This is a genomic window from Actinoplanes italicus (assembly GCF_003001815.1).
GTDB lineage: Bacteria > Actinomycetota > Actinomycetes > Mycobacteriales > Micromonosporaceae > Actinoplanes > Actinoplanes italicus.
The window spans coordinates 168,337-185,597 of sequence record NZ_PVMZ01000014.1; the positions used below are offsets into that span (position 1 = coordinate 168,337).

General features: G+C 70.9%; 15 protein-coding genes. 9 read left to right on the forward strand and 6 right to left on the reverse strand.

From position 1 onward, the window contains the following. Nucleotides 1-51: 51 nt before the first annotated feature. Nucleotides 52-3,192 (reverse strand): bifunctional cytochrome P450/NADPH--P450 reductase, encoded by a 3,141-nt coding sequence (locus CLV67_RS30540; RefSeq protein ID WP_203737414.1) that lies wholly within the window; start codon nucleotides 3,190-3,192, stop codon nucleotides 52-54. A gap of 48 nt (nucleotides 3,193-3,240) precedes the next feature. Between CLV67_RS30540 and CLV67_RS30545 the strand changes: the two genes are divergently transcribed. The 5 genes from CLV67_RS30545 (at nucleotide 3,241) to CLV67_RS30565 (ending at nucleotide 8,537) form a co-directional block, all read left to right on the forward strand. Further along, complete coding sequence (locus tag CLV67_RS30545; protein WP_106324532.1) at nucleotides 3,241-3,810, forward strand: TetR/AcrR family transcriptional regulator; 570 nt, start codon at nucleotides 3,241-3,243, stop codon at nucleotides 3,808-3,810. 204 nt (nucleotides 3,811-4,014) lie between these two features. Continuing rightward, entirely contained in the window at nucleotides 4,015-6,045 is a 2,031-nt protein-coding gene (locus CLV67_RS30550) for an acyltransferase family protein (protein ID WP_239166620.1), read from the forward strand. Between the two features lie 67 nt (nucleotides 6,046-6,112). Further along, nucleotides 6,113-6,415 carry an urease subunit gamma gene (locus CLV67_RS30555; RefSeq protein ID WP_106324536.1) on the forward strand — a complete coding sequence of 101 codons (303 nt, stop codon included), beginning with the start codon at nucleotides 6,113-6,115 and terminating at the stop codon, nucleotides 6,413-6,415. Then, nucleotides 6,412-6,822 carry an urease subunit beta gene (locus CLV67_RS30560; protein WP_106324538.1) on the forward strand — a complete coding sequence of 137 codons (411 nt, stop codon included), beginning with the start codon at nucleotides 6,412-6,414 and terminating at the stop codon, nucleotides 6,820-6,822. The genes CLV67_RS30555 and CLV67_RS30560 overlap by 4 nt, the downstream gene beginning before the upstream one ends. Then, entirely contained in the window at nucleotides 6,819-8,537 is a 1,719-nt protein-coding gene (locus CLV67_RS30565) for an urease subunit alpha (RefSeq protein ID WP_106324540.1), read from the forward strand. The genes CLV67_RS30560 and CLV67_RS30565 overlap by 4 nt, the downstream gene beginning before the upstream one ends. Before the next feature lie 888 nt (nucleotides 8,538-9,425). On the opposite strand, the gene CLV67_RS52135 is transcribed toward CLV67_RS30565, so the two are convergent. After that, nucleotides 9,426-9,725, reverse strand: coding sequence for a hypothetical protein (locus CLV67_RS52135; protein WP_170154061.1), 300 nt, complete (start codon nucleotides 9,723-9,725; stop codon nucleotides 9,426-9,428). Nucleotides 9,726-9,767: 42 nt separating this feature from the next. Here CLV67_RS52135 and CLV67_RS30575 point away from each other — a divergent pair, with 42 nt between their 5' ends. The 3 genes from CLV67_RS30575 to CLV67_RS30585 all read left to right on the forward strand — a co-directional run bounded on the left by CLV67_RS30575 (nucleotide 9,768) and on the right by CLV67_RS30585 (nucleotide 11,903). Further along, nucleotides 9,768-10,313 (forward strand): urease accessory protein UreF, encoded by a 546-nt coding sequence (locus tag CLV67_RS30575; protein ID WP_239166619.1) that lies wholly within the window; start codon nucleotides 9,768-9,770, stop codon nucleotides 10,311-10,313. Between the two features lie 149 nt (nucleotides 10,314-10,462). Further along, entirely contained in the window at nucleotides 10,463-11,161 is a 699-nt protein-coding gene (gene ureG, locus CLV67_RS30580) for an urease accessory protein UreG (protein WP_106324544.1), read from the forward strand. A gap of 1 nt (nucleotide 11,162) precedes the next feature. Continuing rightward, nucleotides 11,163-11,903, forward strand: coding sequence for an urease accessory protein UreD (locus CLV67_RS30585; RefSeq protein ID WP_106324546.1), 741 nt, complete (start codon nucleotides 11,163-11,165; stop codon nucleotides 11,901-11,903). Between the two features lie 61 nt (nucleotides 11,904-11,964). Here the strand turns inward: CLV67_RS30585 and CLV67_RS30590 are convergent, their stop codons facing one another. Beyond that, nucleotides 11,965-12,618, reverse strand: coding sequence for a TetR/AcrR family transcriptional regulator (locus CLV67_RS30590; protein WP_106324548.1), 654 nt, complete (start codon nucleotides 12,616-12,618; stop codon nucleotides 11,965-11,967). Between the two features lie 84 nt (nucleotides 12,619-12,702). Here CLV67_RS30590 and CLV67_RS30595 point away from each other — a divergent pair, with 84 nt between their 5' ends. After that, nucleotides 12,703-13,392 (forward strand): DUF4386 domain-containing protein, encoded by a 690-nt coding sequence (locus CLV67_RS30595; RefSeq protein ID WP_106324550.1) that lies wholly within the window; start codon nucleotides 12,703-12,705, stop codon nucleotides 13,390-13,392. Nucleotides 13,393-13,429: 37 nt separating this feature from the next. Here CLV67_RS30595 and CLV67_RS30600 read toward each other — a convergent pair whose 3' ends face one another. The 3 genes from CLV67_RS30600 to CLV67_RS30610 form a co-directional block, all read right to left on the reverse strand. Then, nucleotides 13,430-14,332 (reverse strand): sigma-70 family RNA polymerase sigma factor, encoded by a 903-nt coding sequence (locus CLV67_RS30600; protein ID WP_106324552.1) that lies wholly within the window; start codon nucleotides 14,330-14,332, stop codon nucleotides 13,430-13,432. A 211-nt stretch (nucleotides 14,333-14,543) separates the two neighbouring features. After that, nucleotides 14,544-14,798, reverse strand: coding sequence for a hypothetical protein (locus CLV67_RS30605; RefSeq protein WP_106324554.1), 255 nt, complete (start codon nucleotides 14,796-14,798; stop codon nucleotides 14,544-14,546). 241 nt (nucleotides 14,799-15,039) lie between these two features. Beyond that, nucleotides 15,040-17,013: a serine/threonine-protein kinase gene (locus CLV67_RS30610; RefSeq protein ID WP_239166618.1), complete on the reverse strand. Its 1,974-nt coding sequence runs from the start codon at nucleotides 17,011-17,013 to the stop codon at nucleotides 15,040-15,042. Between the last annotated feature and the right edge of the window lie 248 nt (nucleotides 17,014-17,261).

A 17,261-nucleotide genomic window follows, 5' to 3' on the forward strand; every position in this document is an offset into this window, starting at 1 on the left:
CTACCGGAATAGGGGCGCCGCCCTGCTGAAGCAGGACAGCGCCCAGCCAAGTCAGGCGAAGACGTCCTGCTGGTAGCGACCGGCCGCTTCGAGGGACCGCAGCCAGGCCTCGGCCTCGACCGCGCTCCCTCCGGTGTTCCGCCGGAAGATCGCGTACAGCTCGTCGCGTACGGCCGGGGCCATCCGCGCCCCGTCGCCGCACAGGTAGATGTGCCCACCCTGTTCGAGCAGTTCCCACACGGTGTCGCCCTGCTCGGCGAGGGCCTCCTGGACGAACCGGTGCGGGTGGTCCGGAACGGCGGAGAACGCCAGGTGCAGGTCGGTCACCCCGTCGTCGGCCCACTGCTCCATCTCGGCGCGGTAGAGCCAGTCGTGCTCGGGGTGACGGCATCCGTAGAACAGCTTGGCCGGGCCGCGATCCTCGAGCCGAGCGCGGTCCTGGAGGAAGCCACGCAGCGGGGCGAAGCCGGTGCCGGGTCCGATCAGGATCATCGGGGTGGCCGGGTCCTCGGGCAGGCGGAACGGCGGCGCCGGTACCCGCACGTGCCCGTAGAAGATGTCGCCGGGCTGCAGCCGGGCCAGGTACTGCGAGCACATGCCGCGGTAGCGCCCGTTGCCGGTCCGGGACGGCCCGTCGACCAGGCCCACCGTGATGGTCACCAGTGACGGGTCGACGCGCGGTGACGAGGAGATCGAGTAGAAGCGCGGCCTGATCGTGCCCACCAGTTCGAGGAACACCCCGAACGGCAGCTCGATCGCCGGGAACCGTTCGAGCAGCGACAGCACCGAGACCCGCTTGGCCAGGATCTCGTCGGTGTACAGCTCGGGCGAGGCGGTCCAGGCGATCAGCTGCCGGGTGGTCCACGGGCACTCGGTGTGCTCGGCGAGCACACCGATCTGTGAGCGGGTGGCGGGTTCCTGCAGTTCCACGAAGTCGGTCAGCAGCAGGCCCGCGGTCACCGGCACACCGATCGGCAGGCCGCTGGGTCGCTCGCCGTCCTGTCCGAGACGGATCACCAGGTCACGCGAGACCCGCAGCGTGTGCAGCGCCCACTCGACGAGTTCGGGATCGTTCTTGGCGTAGACGGCCAGGTGGTCGCCGGCCTCATAGGAGACGCCGTCGGGCAGCTTGACGGTGATCGCCTTGACGCCCGGCCGGGGCGCCTCACGGCTGAAGTCCCACAGCCCGGCCGGGTCACCGACCAGCTCCTCCACCGACATGATCATGACGGGGTACGCCTGCGCGGACACCACGGCCGGGCGGATCTGATCCTCGCCGAGCACCTCCACGCGGTAGCGCGGCCCATCGACGACAGCGGTCGCGCCGAACTCGCCGGCCAGCGCCGTCCACAGCCCGTCGAGCCAGGCCGTGGCCATTCCGTCGAAGTCGCCGGCCGCGTCGGTCTCGCCGCGCTCGACGATCGGACGGGCACCGGCGGCCTCTAGCTTGTCGAAGACCCGGCGCGGGTACGCCTGGTACGTGGCCCACTGCGTGTTGCCGTTGCCGAGGACCGCGAACCGGACGCCGTCCAGTGCACCGGCCGGGATCGTGAGGTCGTCGAAGGCCTGCGCGTTGTCGGGCGCCTTGCCGTTGTAGCTGGACGTCACGACGGTCAGCAGTCCGTCTGCGGGCAGATCACCGGCGAGTTCGTCGAGGGTCTGCACCCTCACGTCGAAGCCGGAGCGCCGGGCCCGGTCGGCGACCTGCTGGGCGAGGTCCTCGGAGGTGCCCAGGTTGGAGCCGTAGGCGACGCGCATCCGTACACCGGAAGCCTGAACCTCGGCCACCGGAGACGCCGCGGCGACCGGTTTGCCGAAGGCGAGACGTTCGTGCGATTGCCGCTCGCGGACCCGCAGCCGGAAGCCGTCCGGCTTGATCGTCAGGGTCTGCTTGATGTGCAGCTCATGGCCGTGCGGGTCGGAGATCGCGAAGCGCTGCAGGACCATGGCGAGCGCGAGCCGGGCCTCGGTGAGGGCGAACTGGCGGCCGATGCACGCGCGTTCACCGTTGCCGAACGGCTTGTAGGCGTGCGGGTGGTGCTGGGCCTTGGCCTCGGGCAGCCACCGGTCGATGTCGAAGGTCTCCGGGTCGGACCAGGCGCGCGACGTGTGCAGCGGCTTGAGCAGGACCGCAATCTTCTGATGCGCCGGAATCTCATAGATGCCGCCCAGGGTGGTCGCGTCCCGGGCAGCCAGGCCGATGGCGGTGATCGGCGAGTGCAGTCGCAGCGTCTCGTCGAGGATCCGCGGGATCACGTCGAGCTTCATGATCAGCTCGTACGTGGGCACGGTGTCGCCGGGCAGGACGCGGTCGACCTCGGCGTAGGCCTGGGCCAGCACGTGCGGGTTGCGCATCAGGTGGTGCAGGGCGAAGGCGAGCGTGCCGCTCGTGGTCTCGTGCCCGGCGATCAGGAAGGTGAGGACCTGGTTGCGGATGTTCTCGTCGGACAACCGCTCGCCGGTCAGCGGGTCGGACGCCTCCAGCATGAGACCGAGAAGGTCGCGCGTGTCCGAGGAGCCCGAGGCCCGGCGGACCCGGATCACCTCGTCGACCGTGTTCTGCATAACGGCAATATCGGATTTGTACGCCGCATCCGCGCGCTTCTTCAGTCCGGTGATCATCGGCAGCTGCCGGGTCCGGTTCATGGCCTCGGTCAGCGCGTTGCCCATCGCCTGCAGGAACGGGTGCAGCCCGGCCTGTTCGAAGGACCGGAACTGCTGCCCGAACCCGGCGAGCGTGATGGTGTCCAGCGCGAGCCGGGTCATGTCGTCGGACACGTCGACCTCGGAGCGGCCCGACCACGCGCCGGTCAGGTTGCCGGCGATCTCCAGCATCTGCGGGAAGTACGCCTTCATCGACCGCTGACTGAACGCGGGCAGCAGGATCCGGTGGGCCTGACCCCACACCTGTTCGCCGTCGCGGGCGGTGAAGAGGCCGTCGCCGGCGAAGTCGCGCACGTGGGCGAGCGGCGGGTCGATCGGCTTGTAGAAGCGGGACTCGTCGCAGACCTCGGCGACCAGGTCGGGGTCGTGGACGAAGACGACGTGCCGCCCGGCGAGGTTGAGCTTGAAGATGCCGCCGGGGTGCTGCGCGGCCAGGTCGGCGAAGAACCGGTGCGTGCCTTCCACCGGCACCTGCAGTCCATTGCCGACGAGCGGCAGTCCGCGGGGGGTGGGAATCGCGGCGGTCACGGGGGAATCCTCCTCAGCCATACGGTGTATGGCACTACCATACGGCGTATGGCAGACACCGCAAAGGCGAGTGATCAACGGTTGACAAAGGACGCGATCCTCCAGGCCGCACTCAGAATCGTCGACGCGGACGGCGTCGCGGCGCTCTCCATGCGCAAACTCGCAGGTGAGCTCGGGGTCAACCCGATGTCGATCTACCACCACGTGGAGAACAAGGCGGCCCTGCTGGACGGGATCACCCGGCTGGTCACGGATGGCGCACGTCACGTCGTGGTGGGCGAGGGGACATGGCAGGAACAACTTCGTCATCTGGCGTACGAGTTCCGCGCGCTCAGCCTCGCCCACAGCAATCTGATCCGGTACGCCTTCGCGGGTGACGACTTCATCCAGCGCGATGGGCCGATGTGGCGCACCCTCTGCACCGTCCTGCGTACCGCGGGACTGCCCGAGGCCGAGGTCGAGCGCACCGGCGCGGTCCTGGCCGTCCTGGTCGGAGGACTGCTGCACACCGAGGTCAACGGCACGATGCGAAGACTGATCGGTTCCGGTCAAGCCGACGACGCGGGCTTCGCGCTGGCGGTCGACCTATTGATAGCCGGCGTGGCCGCGCGAGTGTGAGCCGAACTCACTATGAAGTCGTGATGAACCGGCTGTGGAAGACGGGTGTCCGCGCAGGTAAGCTCGGCCCCCGATCCCGGCCGGTCACTCATCACTAGGTAGGACATGTCGGTCACATACGACACCCAACTCCACAGTGCGCGGCCGGCTCCCGGCCCGCAGAGTGCACCCGCACACCTAGGTTTCCGACCGGATATCGAAGGTATGCGAGCGGTCGCCGTGACGCTCGTCGTGCTCTCGCACGCGGGGATCGGGGCGCTCGAGGGTGGTTATGTCGGCGTCGACGTGTTCTTCGTCATCTCCGGCTTCCTCATCACGACGCTGCTGCTCAAGGAGCTGACCCGCACCGGCCGGGTCTCGCTGGCCACCTTCTACGCCCGCCGCGCCACCCGGCTGCTGCCCGCCTCCACGGTCGTCCTGCTGGTCACGGTGATCGCGGCCTGGCTGTGGATCCCGGCGACCCGGTTCAAGTCGATCGCCGCCGACGCGATCTACGCGACCTTCTACGGCATCAACTGGAGGCTCGCGAACGAGGGCGTCCAGTACATGAACGCCGATGCCGAGCCGTCCCCGCTGCAGCACTTCTGGTCGCTCGCGGTCGAGGAGCAGTTCTACCTGGTCTGGCCGCTCCTGCTGCTCGTCTTCGCGCTGCTCTGGGGCAAGCGCCGCGCGCCCATCGTGATCACCCTGGTGCTGGTCGTCGTCGCGTCACTGACCGTCAGCGTCCTGCAGACCGCGTCGTCGGCGCCGTGGGCGTACTTCGGGGCACACACCCGGGCCTGGGAGCTCGCGATCGGCGCCCTGATCGCGGTCGCCGCCGTCCGGCTGGCCGCGCTTCCCCGTACCGTAGCCGCGATCTTGACCTGGATCGGACTCGCGGCCGTCGTCGTCTCCGCCTTCCTCTACACCGAGGAGACGGCCTTCCCCGGCTATGCGGCACTGCTGCCGGTGCTCGGCTCGGCGGCGATCATCGCGGGTGGCACCTCGGCACCGCGCGGAGGTGCCGTGTCGATTCTCGGGACCCGTCCGTTCCAGGAGATCGGCAAGTACTCGTACAGCTGGTATCTGTGGCACTGGCCGGTCCTCATGATCGTCCCGCACATGCCGGACGTCGAGCCGAACATCCCGCTCAACCTCGGCCTGGCGGCCGGTTCCCTGGTGCTGGCGATCGGGTCGTACCACCTCGTGGAGAACCCGGCCCGTAACCAGTCGTGGGTCAAGGCCCGGGCCCGCCGCGGCCTGGCCGTCGGCCTCGCGCTCTCCTCGCTCGCCGCGCTGATCGCCCAGGCGGGCATCATGAAGCCGCCGCAGCTGGCGAAGGGCGCCGCGGCCGTCGACACCACCCGGGTCGTCGCCGCGGCCGCCGGACCGGAGACCGAGCTGCGCCGGATCATCGCGGCCTCGGTCGGCACCGGCGCGCTGCCCGTCAACATCACGCCCAAGGTCGAGGCCGCACGGCGGGACAAACCCGACTACTACGCGGTCAACTGCCACCTGGAATACCTCGAGACCACCGCGCCCGGGCCGTGCGTCTTCGGTGACCCGGCCGGCAAGCGGGTCGTCTACCTCTTCGGCGACTCGCACGCGGCGCACTGGTTCCCGGCCATGGACGCGATCGCCAAGCAGCGCGGCTGGCAGCTGATGGTCCGCACCAAGAGCGCCTGTCACGCTGCCTCGGTGCGCACCTTCAGCACCGCCCTCAAGCGCGCCTACACCGAGTGCCCGGTCTGGCGCGGGCAGGTCCTCGCCGAGATCAAGCAGGCCAAGCCGTACCTCGTGGTGGTCTCCTCCAGCGGCAACGACGGCAACCCGCTGCTCGACGAGGCCGGCAACCGGCTCAAGGCCCCGGCCGTGACCGTCGATCCGCTGTGGGCGACCGGCTGGGACACCACCTTCCGGGCCATCAAGGGCACGAAGACCACGCTGGTGCAGATCCGGGACACCCCGTGGCCCGGGCAGGACGCGCCGGAGTGCCTGGCCGAGAACTCGCGCCGGATCTCCGAATGCGTGGCGCCGGCGGCCGACTCGGTCGCGCTGCCCGACCGGCAGGTGCTCGTCGACCGCACCGCGAAGACCCACGGCGTGCGGGTGGTCGACCCGGTCCCGTGGTTCTGCACCACCGACTCGTGCCCCGCGGTGGTCGGCAACGTCCTGGTCTGGCGCGACGACGACCACATCACCACGAAGTACGCCTCGATGCTGGTTCCGCTGCTCTCCGCCCGGCTGCCCAGGTAACTTTCGGGTTACACGTCGGAAACGTCCACCTGCGAGCATTCCGGGGCGCGATCAGCAGGAGGTCCCTTTGTTCCTCAGTCAGCACGAGCAGGAAAGACTGCTCATCCATGTCGCGGCCGACGTGGCCCAGCGCCGCCGCGACCGGGGCCTGAAGCTGAACTATCCGGAGGCCACGGCCATCATCACCGCCTTCCTCCTGGAAGGCGCGCGCGACGGCCGTACCGTCGCCGAGCTGATGGACGCCGGCCGGCGGGTGCTCACCCGCGAGGACGTCCTGGACGGCGTGCCCGAGATGCTGGCCGAGGTGCAGGTCGAGGCGACCTTCCCCGACGGCACCAAGCTCGTCACGGTGCACGGGCCGATCTCATGACCATTCCCGGCGAGATCCTCTTCGGTCACGGGGACATCGAGATCAACCCCGGCAAACCCACGATCTCCTTGACGGTACGGAACACAGGCGACCGTCCGGTGCAGGTCGGATCACACTTCCACTTCGCCGAGTCGAACGCGGCCCTCGAGTTCGACCGGACCGCTGCCTGGGGCCACCGGCTCGCCATCCCGGCCGGCACGTCCGTCCGGTTCGAGCCGGGCATCCCCCGCGACATCGTCCTCGTGGCGCTCGGCGGCAACCGCATCGTGCCCGGCCTGCGGGGACTGGCCGGCGGCCCCCTCGACCAGGCTCCGCCCCCGCCCGAGCCCGACCTGACCGACATCGAGCCGGCCGGTTCCCTCTACGAGGACACCGGCGAGGGCGAGCACAACGGGAGCCCACGGTGAGCACTCTGGACCGTCGTCGCTACGCGGCACTGCTCGGCCCGACCAAGGGTGACCGGATCCGGCTGGCCGACACCAACCTGTTGATCGAGATCGAAGAGGACCGCAGCGCCGGCCCCGTGCCCGGCGACGAGGTCGTCTTCGGCGGCGGCAAGGTGATCCGCGAGTCGATGGGACAGGGCCGGGCCACCCGCGCCGAGGGCGCACCCGACACCGTCATCACCGGCGTCGTCGTGCTCGACCACTGGGGCATCGTCAAGGCCGACGTCGGCATCCGCGACGGCCTGATCGTCGCCATCGGCAAGGCCGGCAACCCCGACACCATGGACGGCGTGCACCCCGACCTGGTCATCGGCCCCGGCACCCAGATCCTGGCCGGCAACGGCAAGATCGTCACCGCCGGCGCGATCGACAGCCACGTGCACCTGATCAGCCCGACGATCCTGGACACCGCCCTGGCCGCCGGCATCACCACCATCATCGGCGGCGGCACCGGCCCCGACGAGGGCACCAAGGCCACCACCGTCACCCCGAACGCCTGGCACCTGGCCCGCATGCTCGAGTCACTGGACACGTGGCCGATCAACGTGCTGCTGCTCGGCAAGGGCAACACGATGTCCGCCGACTCGATGTGGGAGCAGCTGCGCGGCGGGGCCGGCGGTTTCAAGCTGCACGAGGACTGGGGCACCACGCCCGCGGCGATCGATGCCTGCCTGACCGTGGCCGACGCGTCCGGGGTCCAGATCGCGATCCACACCGACACGCTGAACGAGGCCGGCTTCGTCGAGGAGACCCTGCGGGCCATCGCCGGGCGATCCATCCACGCCTATCACACCGAGGGCGCGGGCGGCGGGCACGCTCCGGACATCATCACCGTGGCGTCGCACCCGAACATCCTGCCGTCGTCGACCAACCCGACCCGGCCGTACACCCGCAACACCCTCAGCGAGCACCTCGACATGCTGATGGTCTGCCACCACCTGAACTCGGCCGTGCCGGAGGACCTGGCGTTCGCCGAGAGCCGCATCCGCCCGTCGACCATGGCGGCCGAGGACTACCTGCACGACCTGGGCGCGATCAGCATGATCGGGTCGGACTCGCAGGCCATGGGCCGCGTGGGTGAGGTCGTCATGCGTACCTGGCAGACCGCGCACGTCATGAAGGCCCGCGTCGGGTCGCTGGCCGGCGACGGCGCCGCCGACAACAACCGGGCCAAGCGCTACGTCGCGAAGTACACGATCTGCCCCGCGGTCGCTCACGGCATGGCCGAGCAGGTCGGCTCGATCGAACCGGGCAAGCTCGCCGACCTGGTCCTCTGGGATCCGGCATTCTTCGGCGTACGGCCCGCGCTGGTCCTCAAGGGCGGCATGATCGCCTACGCGCAGATGGGCGACGCGAACGCCTCCATCCCCACCCCGCAGCCCATGCTGCCCCGCCCGATGTTCGGCGCCTACGGCGTGGTCCCGGCCCAGACATCGGTCGCATTCGTCGCTCCCGCGGCCATCGACGCGCTGCTCAGCGACCGGATCGGCGTCAAGCGGGCGCTGGTCCCGGTGAGCGACACGCGGTCGGTCGGCAAGGCGGACATGCCCCTGAACGACGCCATGCCCCGCATCGAGGTCAAGGCCGACACTTTCGAGGTACGCATCGACGGCTCAGTGATCGAGCCGGACCCGGTCGACGTCCTGCCGATGGCCCAGCGCTACTTCCTCTTCTGACATGCCCCACCCAGTCTCCTCCCACCACCGCCCCGCCGCACCCCACCGCCCCGCCGCACCCCACCGCCCTGCGGCGGTCCGCCTTCCTGCGGCGCTCCGCCTTCCTGCGGCGGTCGACCGCCCCGCGGCGATCCGCGGCCTTGCCGCACCCCACCAGCCCGCCGATCTTGCGACGTTCCGGCGGGACGTCTCGCCCCAAATCCACAAGATCGCCGCACCCGGCCACCACACCGCAGTCAGCCGTCCTACGGCACCCCGCGGCCTGGCCGCACCCCACCAGCCCGCCGATCTTGCGACGTTCCGGCGCAACGCCCCACCCGAAAACCACAAGATCGCCGCACCCCACCACCACCACGCCACGCTCCACCGCCCTGCGGCAGTCCACCGCCCTGCGGCAGTCCACCGCCCTGCGGCAGTCCGCCGCCCTGCGGCGCTCCGCGGCCTGGCCGCACCCCACCAGCCCGCCGATCTTGCGACGTTCCGGCGGGACGTCTCGCCCGAAATCCACAAGATCGCCGCACCTGGCCACCACACCGCAGTCAGCCGTCCTACGGCGCTCCGCGGCCTGGCCGCACCCCACCAGCCCGCCGATCTTGCGACGTTCCGGCGGGACGTCTCGCCCGAAAACCACAAGATCGCGGCATCCCGCCTCCACGCCACACCTCATTACTGCGCCGCACCCCACTACCCCGCCGCCTCCCACCGCCCTGCGGTACCCCACCGCTCTGCGGCACGTCGCGGTCTGGCCGCACCACACCAGCCCGCGGATCTTGTGACGTTCCGGCGGGACGTCTCGCCTGAAAGTCACAAGATCTCGACGGGCGACTACGCCAAACCCCGCCCTTCCGTCGATCTTGTGAGATTCGGGTGGGACGTTCCACCCAAAGCTCACAAGATCGCGATAGAGCCGGCGGCAGCAGCAACGGCGAGAGCGGCGGTGACGGCAACGGCGGCAGCAGCAACGGCAGCAGCGACGGCGGCAGCAGCAACGGCGGCGGCGGCGAAAGCGGCGGCGAAAGCGGCGGCGAAAGCGGCGGCGAAAGCGGCGGCGGCGGCGACACTGGTCGGGGTGGCGGCACTGGTCGGGGTGGCGGCACTGGTGGGGGTGGCGGCACTGGTGGGGGTGGCGGCGTGAGTCTTGCCTCGTTGCTGCTGCTTGCTGATGGGCGGCTGCCCTCGGGCGGGCATGCGCACTCCGGTGGGCTGGAGCCGCAGATCGCGAACGGACGTGTGCGGAACGTCGACGGGCTGGCCGGGTTCCTGCGAGGCAAGCTCGCGACCACCGGCCTGGTGTCGGCGGCGTTCGCGGCGGCGGCCTGTGCCGACGTGACCCGCAGCGCGGAACTGGACGGCGGCCTGGACGCTCGTACCCCGTCGCCCGCGTTGCGCAAGGCGTCCCGGGCGCAGGGCCGGGCGCTGCTACGCGCCGGGCGGGCCATGTGGTCGCTGCCGCCGATCGGACGGGAACCGCATCAGCCGGTCGCGCTGGGTGTTCTGGCCGCGGCCGCCGGGCTGACGCCCGCCGACGCCTCGATCGCCGCGGCGCACGGTCTGGTGACCGGCTCGGCGAGTGCGGGAGTCCGGCTTCTCGGGCTTGATCCGTACGCGGTGCACGCGCTCCTGGCTCGTCTGGCCCCCGAGTGTGACCGGATCGCGGCGGCCGCGGCGGCACGGGCGGGCGACCCGGTCGACGATCTGCCCGCCGCGGGCGCTCCCCTGCTCGACATCGGCGCCGAGCACCACGCCACCTGGGAGGTCCGCCTGTTCGCCTCCTGAGAGGGCCGAGTCCGCCTCGGGGAAGCCGCGTTCGCCTTCCGAAAGACCAAGCCGAGACCCCGAAGGCCGAACGAAAGACACGAGCCGAACAAGAAGATCGCCGACTGACGTACGACCAGGACCGAAACATCTGGGAAGGGCAGGACGACATGCACCCGGAACTGCACGAGCACGACCCCGACGAGGTTCCGCACACGCACCCGGAGCCCGGCGTCGACCCGCATCAGCCGCTGCACGGCGGGCCCCGCGCGCTGCGCATCGGCATCGGCGGGCCGGTCGGGTCGGGCAAGACCGCGCTGGTCGCGGCTCTGTGCCGGGCGCTCGGCGAGGAGCTGCGGCTCGCGGTCGTGACCAATGACATCTACACCACCGAGGACGCCGACTTCCTGCTGCGCAACGGCGTGCTCCCGGAGGAGCGGATCCGTGCCGTGGAGACCGGATGCTGCCCGCACACCGCGATCCGCGACGACATCTCAGCGAACCTGGACGCGGTGGAGGATCTCGAGGAGAAGCTCGGGCCGCTGGACCTGGTGCTGGTGGAGAGCGGCGGCGACAACCTGACGGCGACGTTCAGCAAGGGCCTGATCGACCAGCAGATCTTCGTGGTCGACGTGTCCGGCGGGGACAAGGTGCCGCGCAAGGGTGGTCCCGGTGTGACCACCGCCGACCTGCTCGTGATCAACAAGACCGACCTGGCGCCGATGGTCGGCGCGGACCTGTCGGTGATGGACCGGGACGCGCGGGCGCGGCGGCACGACCTGCCGACGGTGTTCCTCTCGCTGGCTGAGGACAAGCAGGCCACGCCGGTCGCCGACTGGATCCGCGGCCTGGTCGCGGCCCGGGTCTGAGGTGCGGGCGGAGGCACGGATCGTCGCGGCCGGCGACGGGCGGGGCGGCACCCGGCTCGCGGTGTTGCGCGGGGAGTCACCGCTGCTGCTGCGGCGTACCGGGCGGCCGGCGGACGGCTGGGCCACGGTTCATCTCGTGGGCGGGGCGGCCGGGCCGCTGCGTGGTGACGAGCTGCGGCTGGACATCGAGGTGGGGCCGGGCGCCCGGCTGGAGATGCGCAGCGTGGCGGCCTCGCTGGCGCTGCCCGGCCGGCCGGCGCCGCCGTCGCGGCTGACGATCACCGCCACGGTCGCGGGCGGCGGGGTGCTGCACTGGCTGCCGGAGCCGCTGATCGCTGCGGACGGCTGCGATCACATTGCCGTGACCAGGGTAGACGTCGGCGAGGGCGGCAGGCTGCTGTGGCGCGACGATCTCGTCTGCGGGCGGCACGAGGAACCTTCCGGCTCGGTTCGCCAGGACACCATGATCCGGTACGGGGGTTTCACGCTCTACCGGCACGAGCTGGCCGTCGGTCCGGGCGCGCCCGGCTGGGACGGCGCGGCGGTGCTCGGCGGCCGGGCGGTCGGCACGCTGGTGGCCGTCGGCGTCGGCCTGCCCGCGGGCCCGGCCGGACCGGATGCCGCGGTGATGCCGCTGGCCGGGCCGGGAATGCTCGCCACCGCCGTGGGGGCCGACATCCGCACGGTGGCCGGCGCTCTCGATCCACTCTGCGAGCAGCCGACGCTGGCGCCCGCCGTCTGAGACGAATCGGACCGCGAGGGCGTACCCGAGCACCTCGAGGCAACCGAATCCGGCCGCCGCGTCAGGTTGCGGGCAGGCCGTCGAGGACCCGGTGCAGGCCCCACAGGTACTGGTCGGTGCCGATCCAGGCGGCCGACACGTCCACCGAGGCCGCGGTCCGGGGGAAGAGCTCGGCCGGCACCTGTGACATCGCCGTCCGGCGGGCGGCGATCCGCTCGGTCTCGGGCGACAGCGCGCCGGTCTGCGGCACGTCGGCGACCTCCAGGGCGATCGCCCCGAGGACATAGACCATGATCAGGTACGCCGCCCGCGCGGCCGCCCCGGCCGGCAGTCCTCCCCGGGCCAGGATCTCGAGCAGGCGCTCGCCCAGCAACAACGCCTCCGGGCCGTTCATCGCGCCGCCGAGCAGCAGCGGCACGGCACCAGGGTGGGCTGTCAGCCGCCGGCGCAGGTCGACCGCGAGCGTCTCGAGATCGGCTCGCCAGTCGCCGCTGTCCGGGGCGGACCGGTTCACCTCGCCGAGCAGCCGCTCGATCAGCGCCTGCTCGATGCCCGACTTGTCCGGGAAGTAGGTGTAGACCGCGTTCGGCGTCACGCCCAGTGCGGCGGCGATCCGCCGGATCGACAGCGCCGGGGGTCCGCCGGCGTCCATCAGCGCCAATGCGGCGTCGAGCACGTCGTCCCCGGTGAAAGCGCGCTTCGGGCCCGGTCTCATGCAGCTCCCTTGACTTATCTCTGCACACCGTACACGATTCAGCCCACGGGTTAACTCTGCACGGCGTACAGAAATGGTGATCTCATGGATCTTCGTAGAGCGACGGGTGGGCTCCTCCTCGTGGCGGCGGCCGCCTTCGCGGTGGCCTCCAGCGTGTTGTCGGCGACCTTCGACTGGCCGGACATCCTGCGCGAACCGGCGCCGGTGGTGCTGGAGTCCTTCCACGCCGGCGGCACCTCGCTGATAGTGACGTGGTTCGCCGTGGCGTGGACGTACGCGCTGGTGGGTTTGCCGATGCTGCTGCTGGCGGCGGCGCTGGGACGCGGCACCGACCCGGTGCTGCGCGCGGCGGGCGCGATCGGCGCGGCCTCGGCGCTGCTGAGTCTGATCGGGTTCCTGCGCTGGGTCTTCGTGGTTCCGGCGCTGGCCACGTCGTGGGCCGGCGGCGACCCGGCGACCCGGATCGCGGTGGAGGCGGCCTGGACGGCACAGCATCAGTTCGGTGGCGCGCTGCTCGGCGAACACCTCGGGCAGGTGCTGGCGGTGGCCTGGTCGGTGACGGTCGCCGTGGTGGCGCTGCGGACCGGGGTGCTCCCCCGCTGGATCGGGGTGACCGGGCTGATCGCGTCCCTGCTCTACCTGCTCAACCAGGGTGACGTGCTGGCCACCGCGGTGCCGGGCTTCGGAGTCTGGGAGCCGGCCGGGTTGATCGGGAGCACGGCGTGGGGGCTGTGGATCGCGGCGCTCGGCGTGACGCTGCTGCGGCGACGCTGAGGGGGTGGCCGCGAGCCACCCCCTCAGCTCGGCCTCGTCAGGCCGCGACCGCGATCGGCACGCCGTGGCTGTCGGTGAGCGCCAGGCGGGTGTGCAGGCTGCCCTGCTGGGCGACCTTCGCGAAGTACTCCGACCGGCGCCTCTGCAGGCAACCTTTGCGGGTACGTGGTCCGCCCGCCGCCACGGTCAGCAGTTCCGGCGCCAGCGACGAATTCAGGCCCTCGCGCAGCAGGCGCAACGCCTCGGTCCGCAGCTGGGAGATCCGGGACTCGGTCACGCCGAGCCGTGCCGCCACCTCACTGAGCGGCTGCTCCTGCAGGAACGACTCCTCCACCACCTGCCGCAGGCGTTCCGGCAGAGCCTGGATGGCCTGGTGCAGATAGCCGAGTCGCTCCCGCTTGAGCAGCAGGTCCTCGGGCCCCTCCGACGTCTCCGGCACCATCTCCTCGGCCGCTCCGGTGGGGAACCCCTGGAGGCTGAGCAGGGAGGCCTTCTGGACGTCGTCCTCGACGCTGGCCAGTTCGTTGACGCCGATGCCGAGCATCTCGGCGACCTCGGCGTCACTGGGTGTGCGGCCGAGCGCCGCGGTGAGCTCCTGACGCGCGGTGGCGGCACGCCGCGCCCGCGCCCGCACCGATCGACTCGCCCAGTCCTGGCCGCGCAGCTCGTCGAGCAGGGCGCCCCGGATCCGGACAGCGGCGAAACGGTGGAAGGGGATACCGCGGGTCACGTCGAAAGAACGGGCCGCGCCGAGCAGAGCCGCGAAACCGGCCGACGAGAGGTCATCCGCGTGGACATGACCCGGCACCCGGTTGAGTAGTTCCCGGACCAGGTGGCCAACCATCGGCATGTTCTCGCGGATCAGGTCCTCGATGTCACGCCCGGACGGTACGTCGTGGATCGTGCCGATGGCGGCGGGGAGTTCGGTCGTGGTGGTCACGTATGTCCTCCTCGCTGGTACTAACCGGCTGGTGAAACCGGCTTACGAGAAGAACAGTGGAGGCCGTTGGGTGCAGCGGGCGCGGAACTCGGTTGCTTTTGTGGAGTTTTTTCATGAAAAACCTCAGGAATGAGGGGACCACCACGGACCCCTGAGGTTTAAACGCCGAACCCGGCCGTTCTCACGACCGGGTCCTGGCGAAGCCGAGACGTCAATGCAGTACCGGTGCGCGCAACTGCAGCACCTCGGCCAGCTCGGTGTGCACCCACGCCATCCGCCGCACCGCTACGTCCGGGTGGTCGCCGAACTCCTCCGCCACGCCGGCGGCACAGCCGTCACTGCCGTACCGCAGGATCATCGCGGTGATCGCCTCCTGCACGGCGACCCGGGTCGGGCCCTGGGACGGCTGGAGGTAGGAGACGAAGAGCGCCTCGGCGGCCAGGTCTTTCACTGCTGTGCTGATCATCTGTCGAACTCCCCGATGTCGACGACCTGCTTGAACTCGGCTGACACCACGATGTACCCGGGTCGTCGCCCATCATCCACTCGGGTGCCGCGCGGGCCGGCAGCCACGCCGTGCCAAAATGCCGCAATCCGGACCTCGGATCGAAGCAGAAGCGCCTGTCGGTCTGAGTTCACCGTAACGCGGTGGTACACCGTTCGGCCTCCGGTTTTCCGTGGCCGAACGGATGCACAACCAGGTCCTGTCAGGTACCGGTGTCCGGACAGTTGTCGAAGTCGACGTCGCAGTCCTCGTCCGGCTGCACCGGAGGCGGCGAGTTGGTCGGCGTCGTGGTCGTCTCGCCCACACCCGGGTTTTCGCTCGTCGGACCCACCGACGGCGGCACCGAGGGCTCGACCGAGATCGTCGGCCCCCCGCCGTTGCTCGGCTGGGTGGACGGCGTGGTGGTACCCGGGTCGGGCTTGCCGGTCGGCTTCTTCGTCCCGGTCGGCGTCGGGGTGATGTGCACGCTGCCACTCGGGCCGATCGAGATGCCCGGCGACGTGGTCGGGTTGCCGAAGCGGACGTCGCCGTTGTCCAGGATCTCGACCGGCAGGGACGGCTCCCCCGGCTCCGCGGACACGTACGTCTCGCAGGTCTGGTCGTTGAGTTTGAAGACCATCGGGGGCAGGTTGCTCTCGATGTAGCGCCCGGTGATCTGCACGGTGGTGGTGCGCTGTGGCTCGATCGCCGCCTTCGACGTCACCCGGACCTGCCGGTCCTGCTGGGTCAGCGCGACCTTGCCGGTGCCCTTGAGGGTCTGGTCACCCGGCATCAGGAACCACAGGTTCCACCCCTGGACCGGGACGTCGGCGCGGTTGGCCAGGGTCACCTGCGCCTTGAACCGGCCGTCGGCGTCCGACCAGACCGCATAGCTGACCACGCACTCGCCGGACGCCGGGACGACGCTCGGCCCGGGTGGCAACGCACCGGCGGCGGCGGGGTCGGTCCGGCCCGACTGCCCGAGGGCCGTCCAGCCGTACGTGAGGCCGCTCAGCACGGCAACCGTGCCCGCGACCACGACGACCCGCCGGATCCGCACCTGCGCACGGTTCGGCGGACGGGTGGCCGGAGGCGTCGCCGGTGGCCCACCCGCGGCGCTGTGCCGCAGCGACGGCACACGGTCGGCCGCGGGCGCCGGCTTCGGCTCGGTCGCCGCGGCCGCGACGATCGGGTGCACGGCGTCCGGATCGGCCGGCTGCCCCGACCCTGCCGTGGGCCGGTCGCCGGCTGCCGCGGCCGCCGGGCCGAAGCCCGAGTAGGGGTACCCGGAGGGGAGGATGAACGTGTCCTCGCCGTCCTCCCAGTCCGCCTCGAAGCCCGAGGTGACCAGGGGCGCACCGGCCGAGAGACCGGCCAGCACGCTCGCCAGCTCGGCGCTCGACGGCCGGTCGACCGGATGCTTCTCCAGGCAGCGGGCGATCAGGGACTCGACCGAATACGGCAGGCCCTCCACCGGTGGCAGGGGCTCGGGCTCGACGTACTGGTGGGCGCGCAGCAGCGCGGTGGTGGTGCCGACATCCCACGGGAGCTGGCCGATCAGCATGCGGTAGATCAGCAGGCCGACCGCGTACACGTCGGTGGCCGGGCTGACCTGGCCGCCCTCGAGCCGCTCGGGCGCCAGGTAGGCCGGCGTGCCCATCAGGCTGCCGTCGGGGTCGGTGTCGTTCTCCCCGATCAGGGCGGAGATGCCGAAGTCGACGACCTTGGCGCCGGCCGGGGTCAGCATCACGTTGGCCGGGGTCACGTCGCGGTGCACGATGCCCCGGGCGTGCGCGGAGGCCAGAGCGGCAGCCACCTCGGCGCTGATCCGCACCGCGGTGGGCCACGGCAGCATCCGCACCCGGGCCAGGACGGCCGCGAGCGACTCGCCGTCGACGAGCTCCATCACGACGTACGGCACCGGCTCACCGTCGACGGTGGTCGCCTCGCCGTAGTCGTAGACATTGGTGATGTGCGGATGCGTGAGCCGCGCGGCGGCCTGTGCCTCCGCCCGCAACCGGCGCCGGAACGAGGGGTCGGCACTCGTGGACGGCGGCAGGACCTTGACCGCGACCTGCCGCCCGAGGACTTCGTCGAACCCTCGCCAAACCACTGACATCCCGCCGGCACCGAGCCGCTCGACCAGTCGGTAGCGACCGGCGAGCAGGCCCGCACCGGGCAGGTCCGTCGTGCTCATGTGCCCCCACATGCGCGCTTCTAGGTAACCGCCGGACCGCACCGCCATGCCGTCCGACGCCGGGCGAGTCGGGCCCGTTGATTCGGACTCCGAGCATCCCCCATCGACGGCGAGGATGTTAGTCCCTATCGGTCACCAGTTCGACCCGTCACAAGGCCGATCTACCTGCGCATCATTACCGTGCGTCGGCACTGGTGGGGCCCCCGGAAGGGGGACACCGCACGCGCGTGGCCACCGGCGCAGCACGT

Coding starts and splice junctions, on each gene's coding strand:
- CLV67_RS30545 (WP_106324532.1), top strand. CDS start 3,241: ATGGCAGACACCGCAAAGGCGAGTGATCAACGGTTGACAAAGGACGCG.
- CLV67_RS30550 (WP_239166620.1), top strand. CDS start 4,015: ATGCGAGCGGTCGCCGTGACGCTCGTCGTGCTCTCGCACGCGGGGATC.
- CLV67_RS30560 (WP_106324538.1), top strand. CDS start 6,412: ATGACCATTCCCGGCGAGATCCTCTTCGGTCACGGGGACATCGAGATC.
- CLV67_RS52135 (WP_170154061.1), bottom strand. CDS start 9,725: ATGCCCGCCCGAGGGCAGCCGCCCATCAGCAAGCAGCAGCAACGAGGC.
- ureG (WP_106324544.1), top strand. CDS start 10,463: ATGCACCCGGAACTGCACGAGCACGACCCCGACGAGGTTCCGCACACG.
- CLV67_RS30590 (WP_106324548.1), bottom strand. CDS start 12,618: ATGAGACCGGGCCCGAAGCGCGCTTTCACCGGGGACGACGTGCTCGAC.
- CLV67_RS30595 (WP_106324550.1), top strand. CDS start 12,703: ATGGATCTTCGTAGAGCGACGGGTGGGCTCCTCCTCGTGGCGGCGGCC.
- CLV67_RS30605 (WP_106324554.1), bottom strand. CDS start 14,798: ATGATCAGCACAGCAGTGAAAGACCTGGCCGCCGAGGCGCTCTTCGTC.
- CLV67_RS30610 (WP_239166618.1), bottom strand. CDS start 17,013: ATGAGCACGACGGACCTGCCCGGTGCGGGCCTGCTCGCCGGTCGCTAC.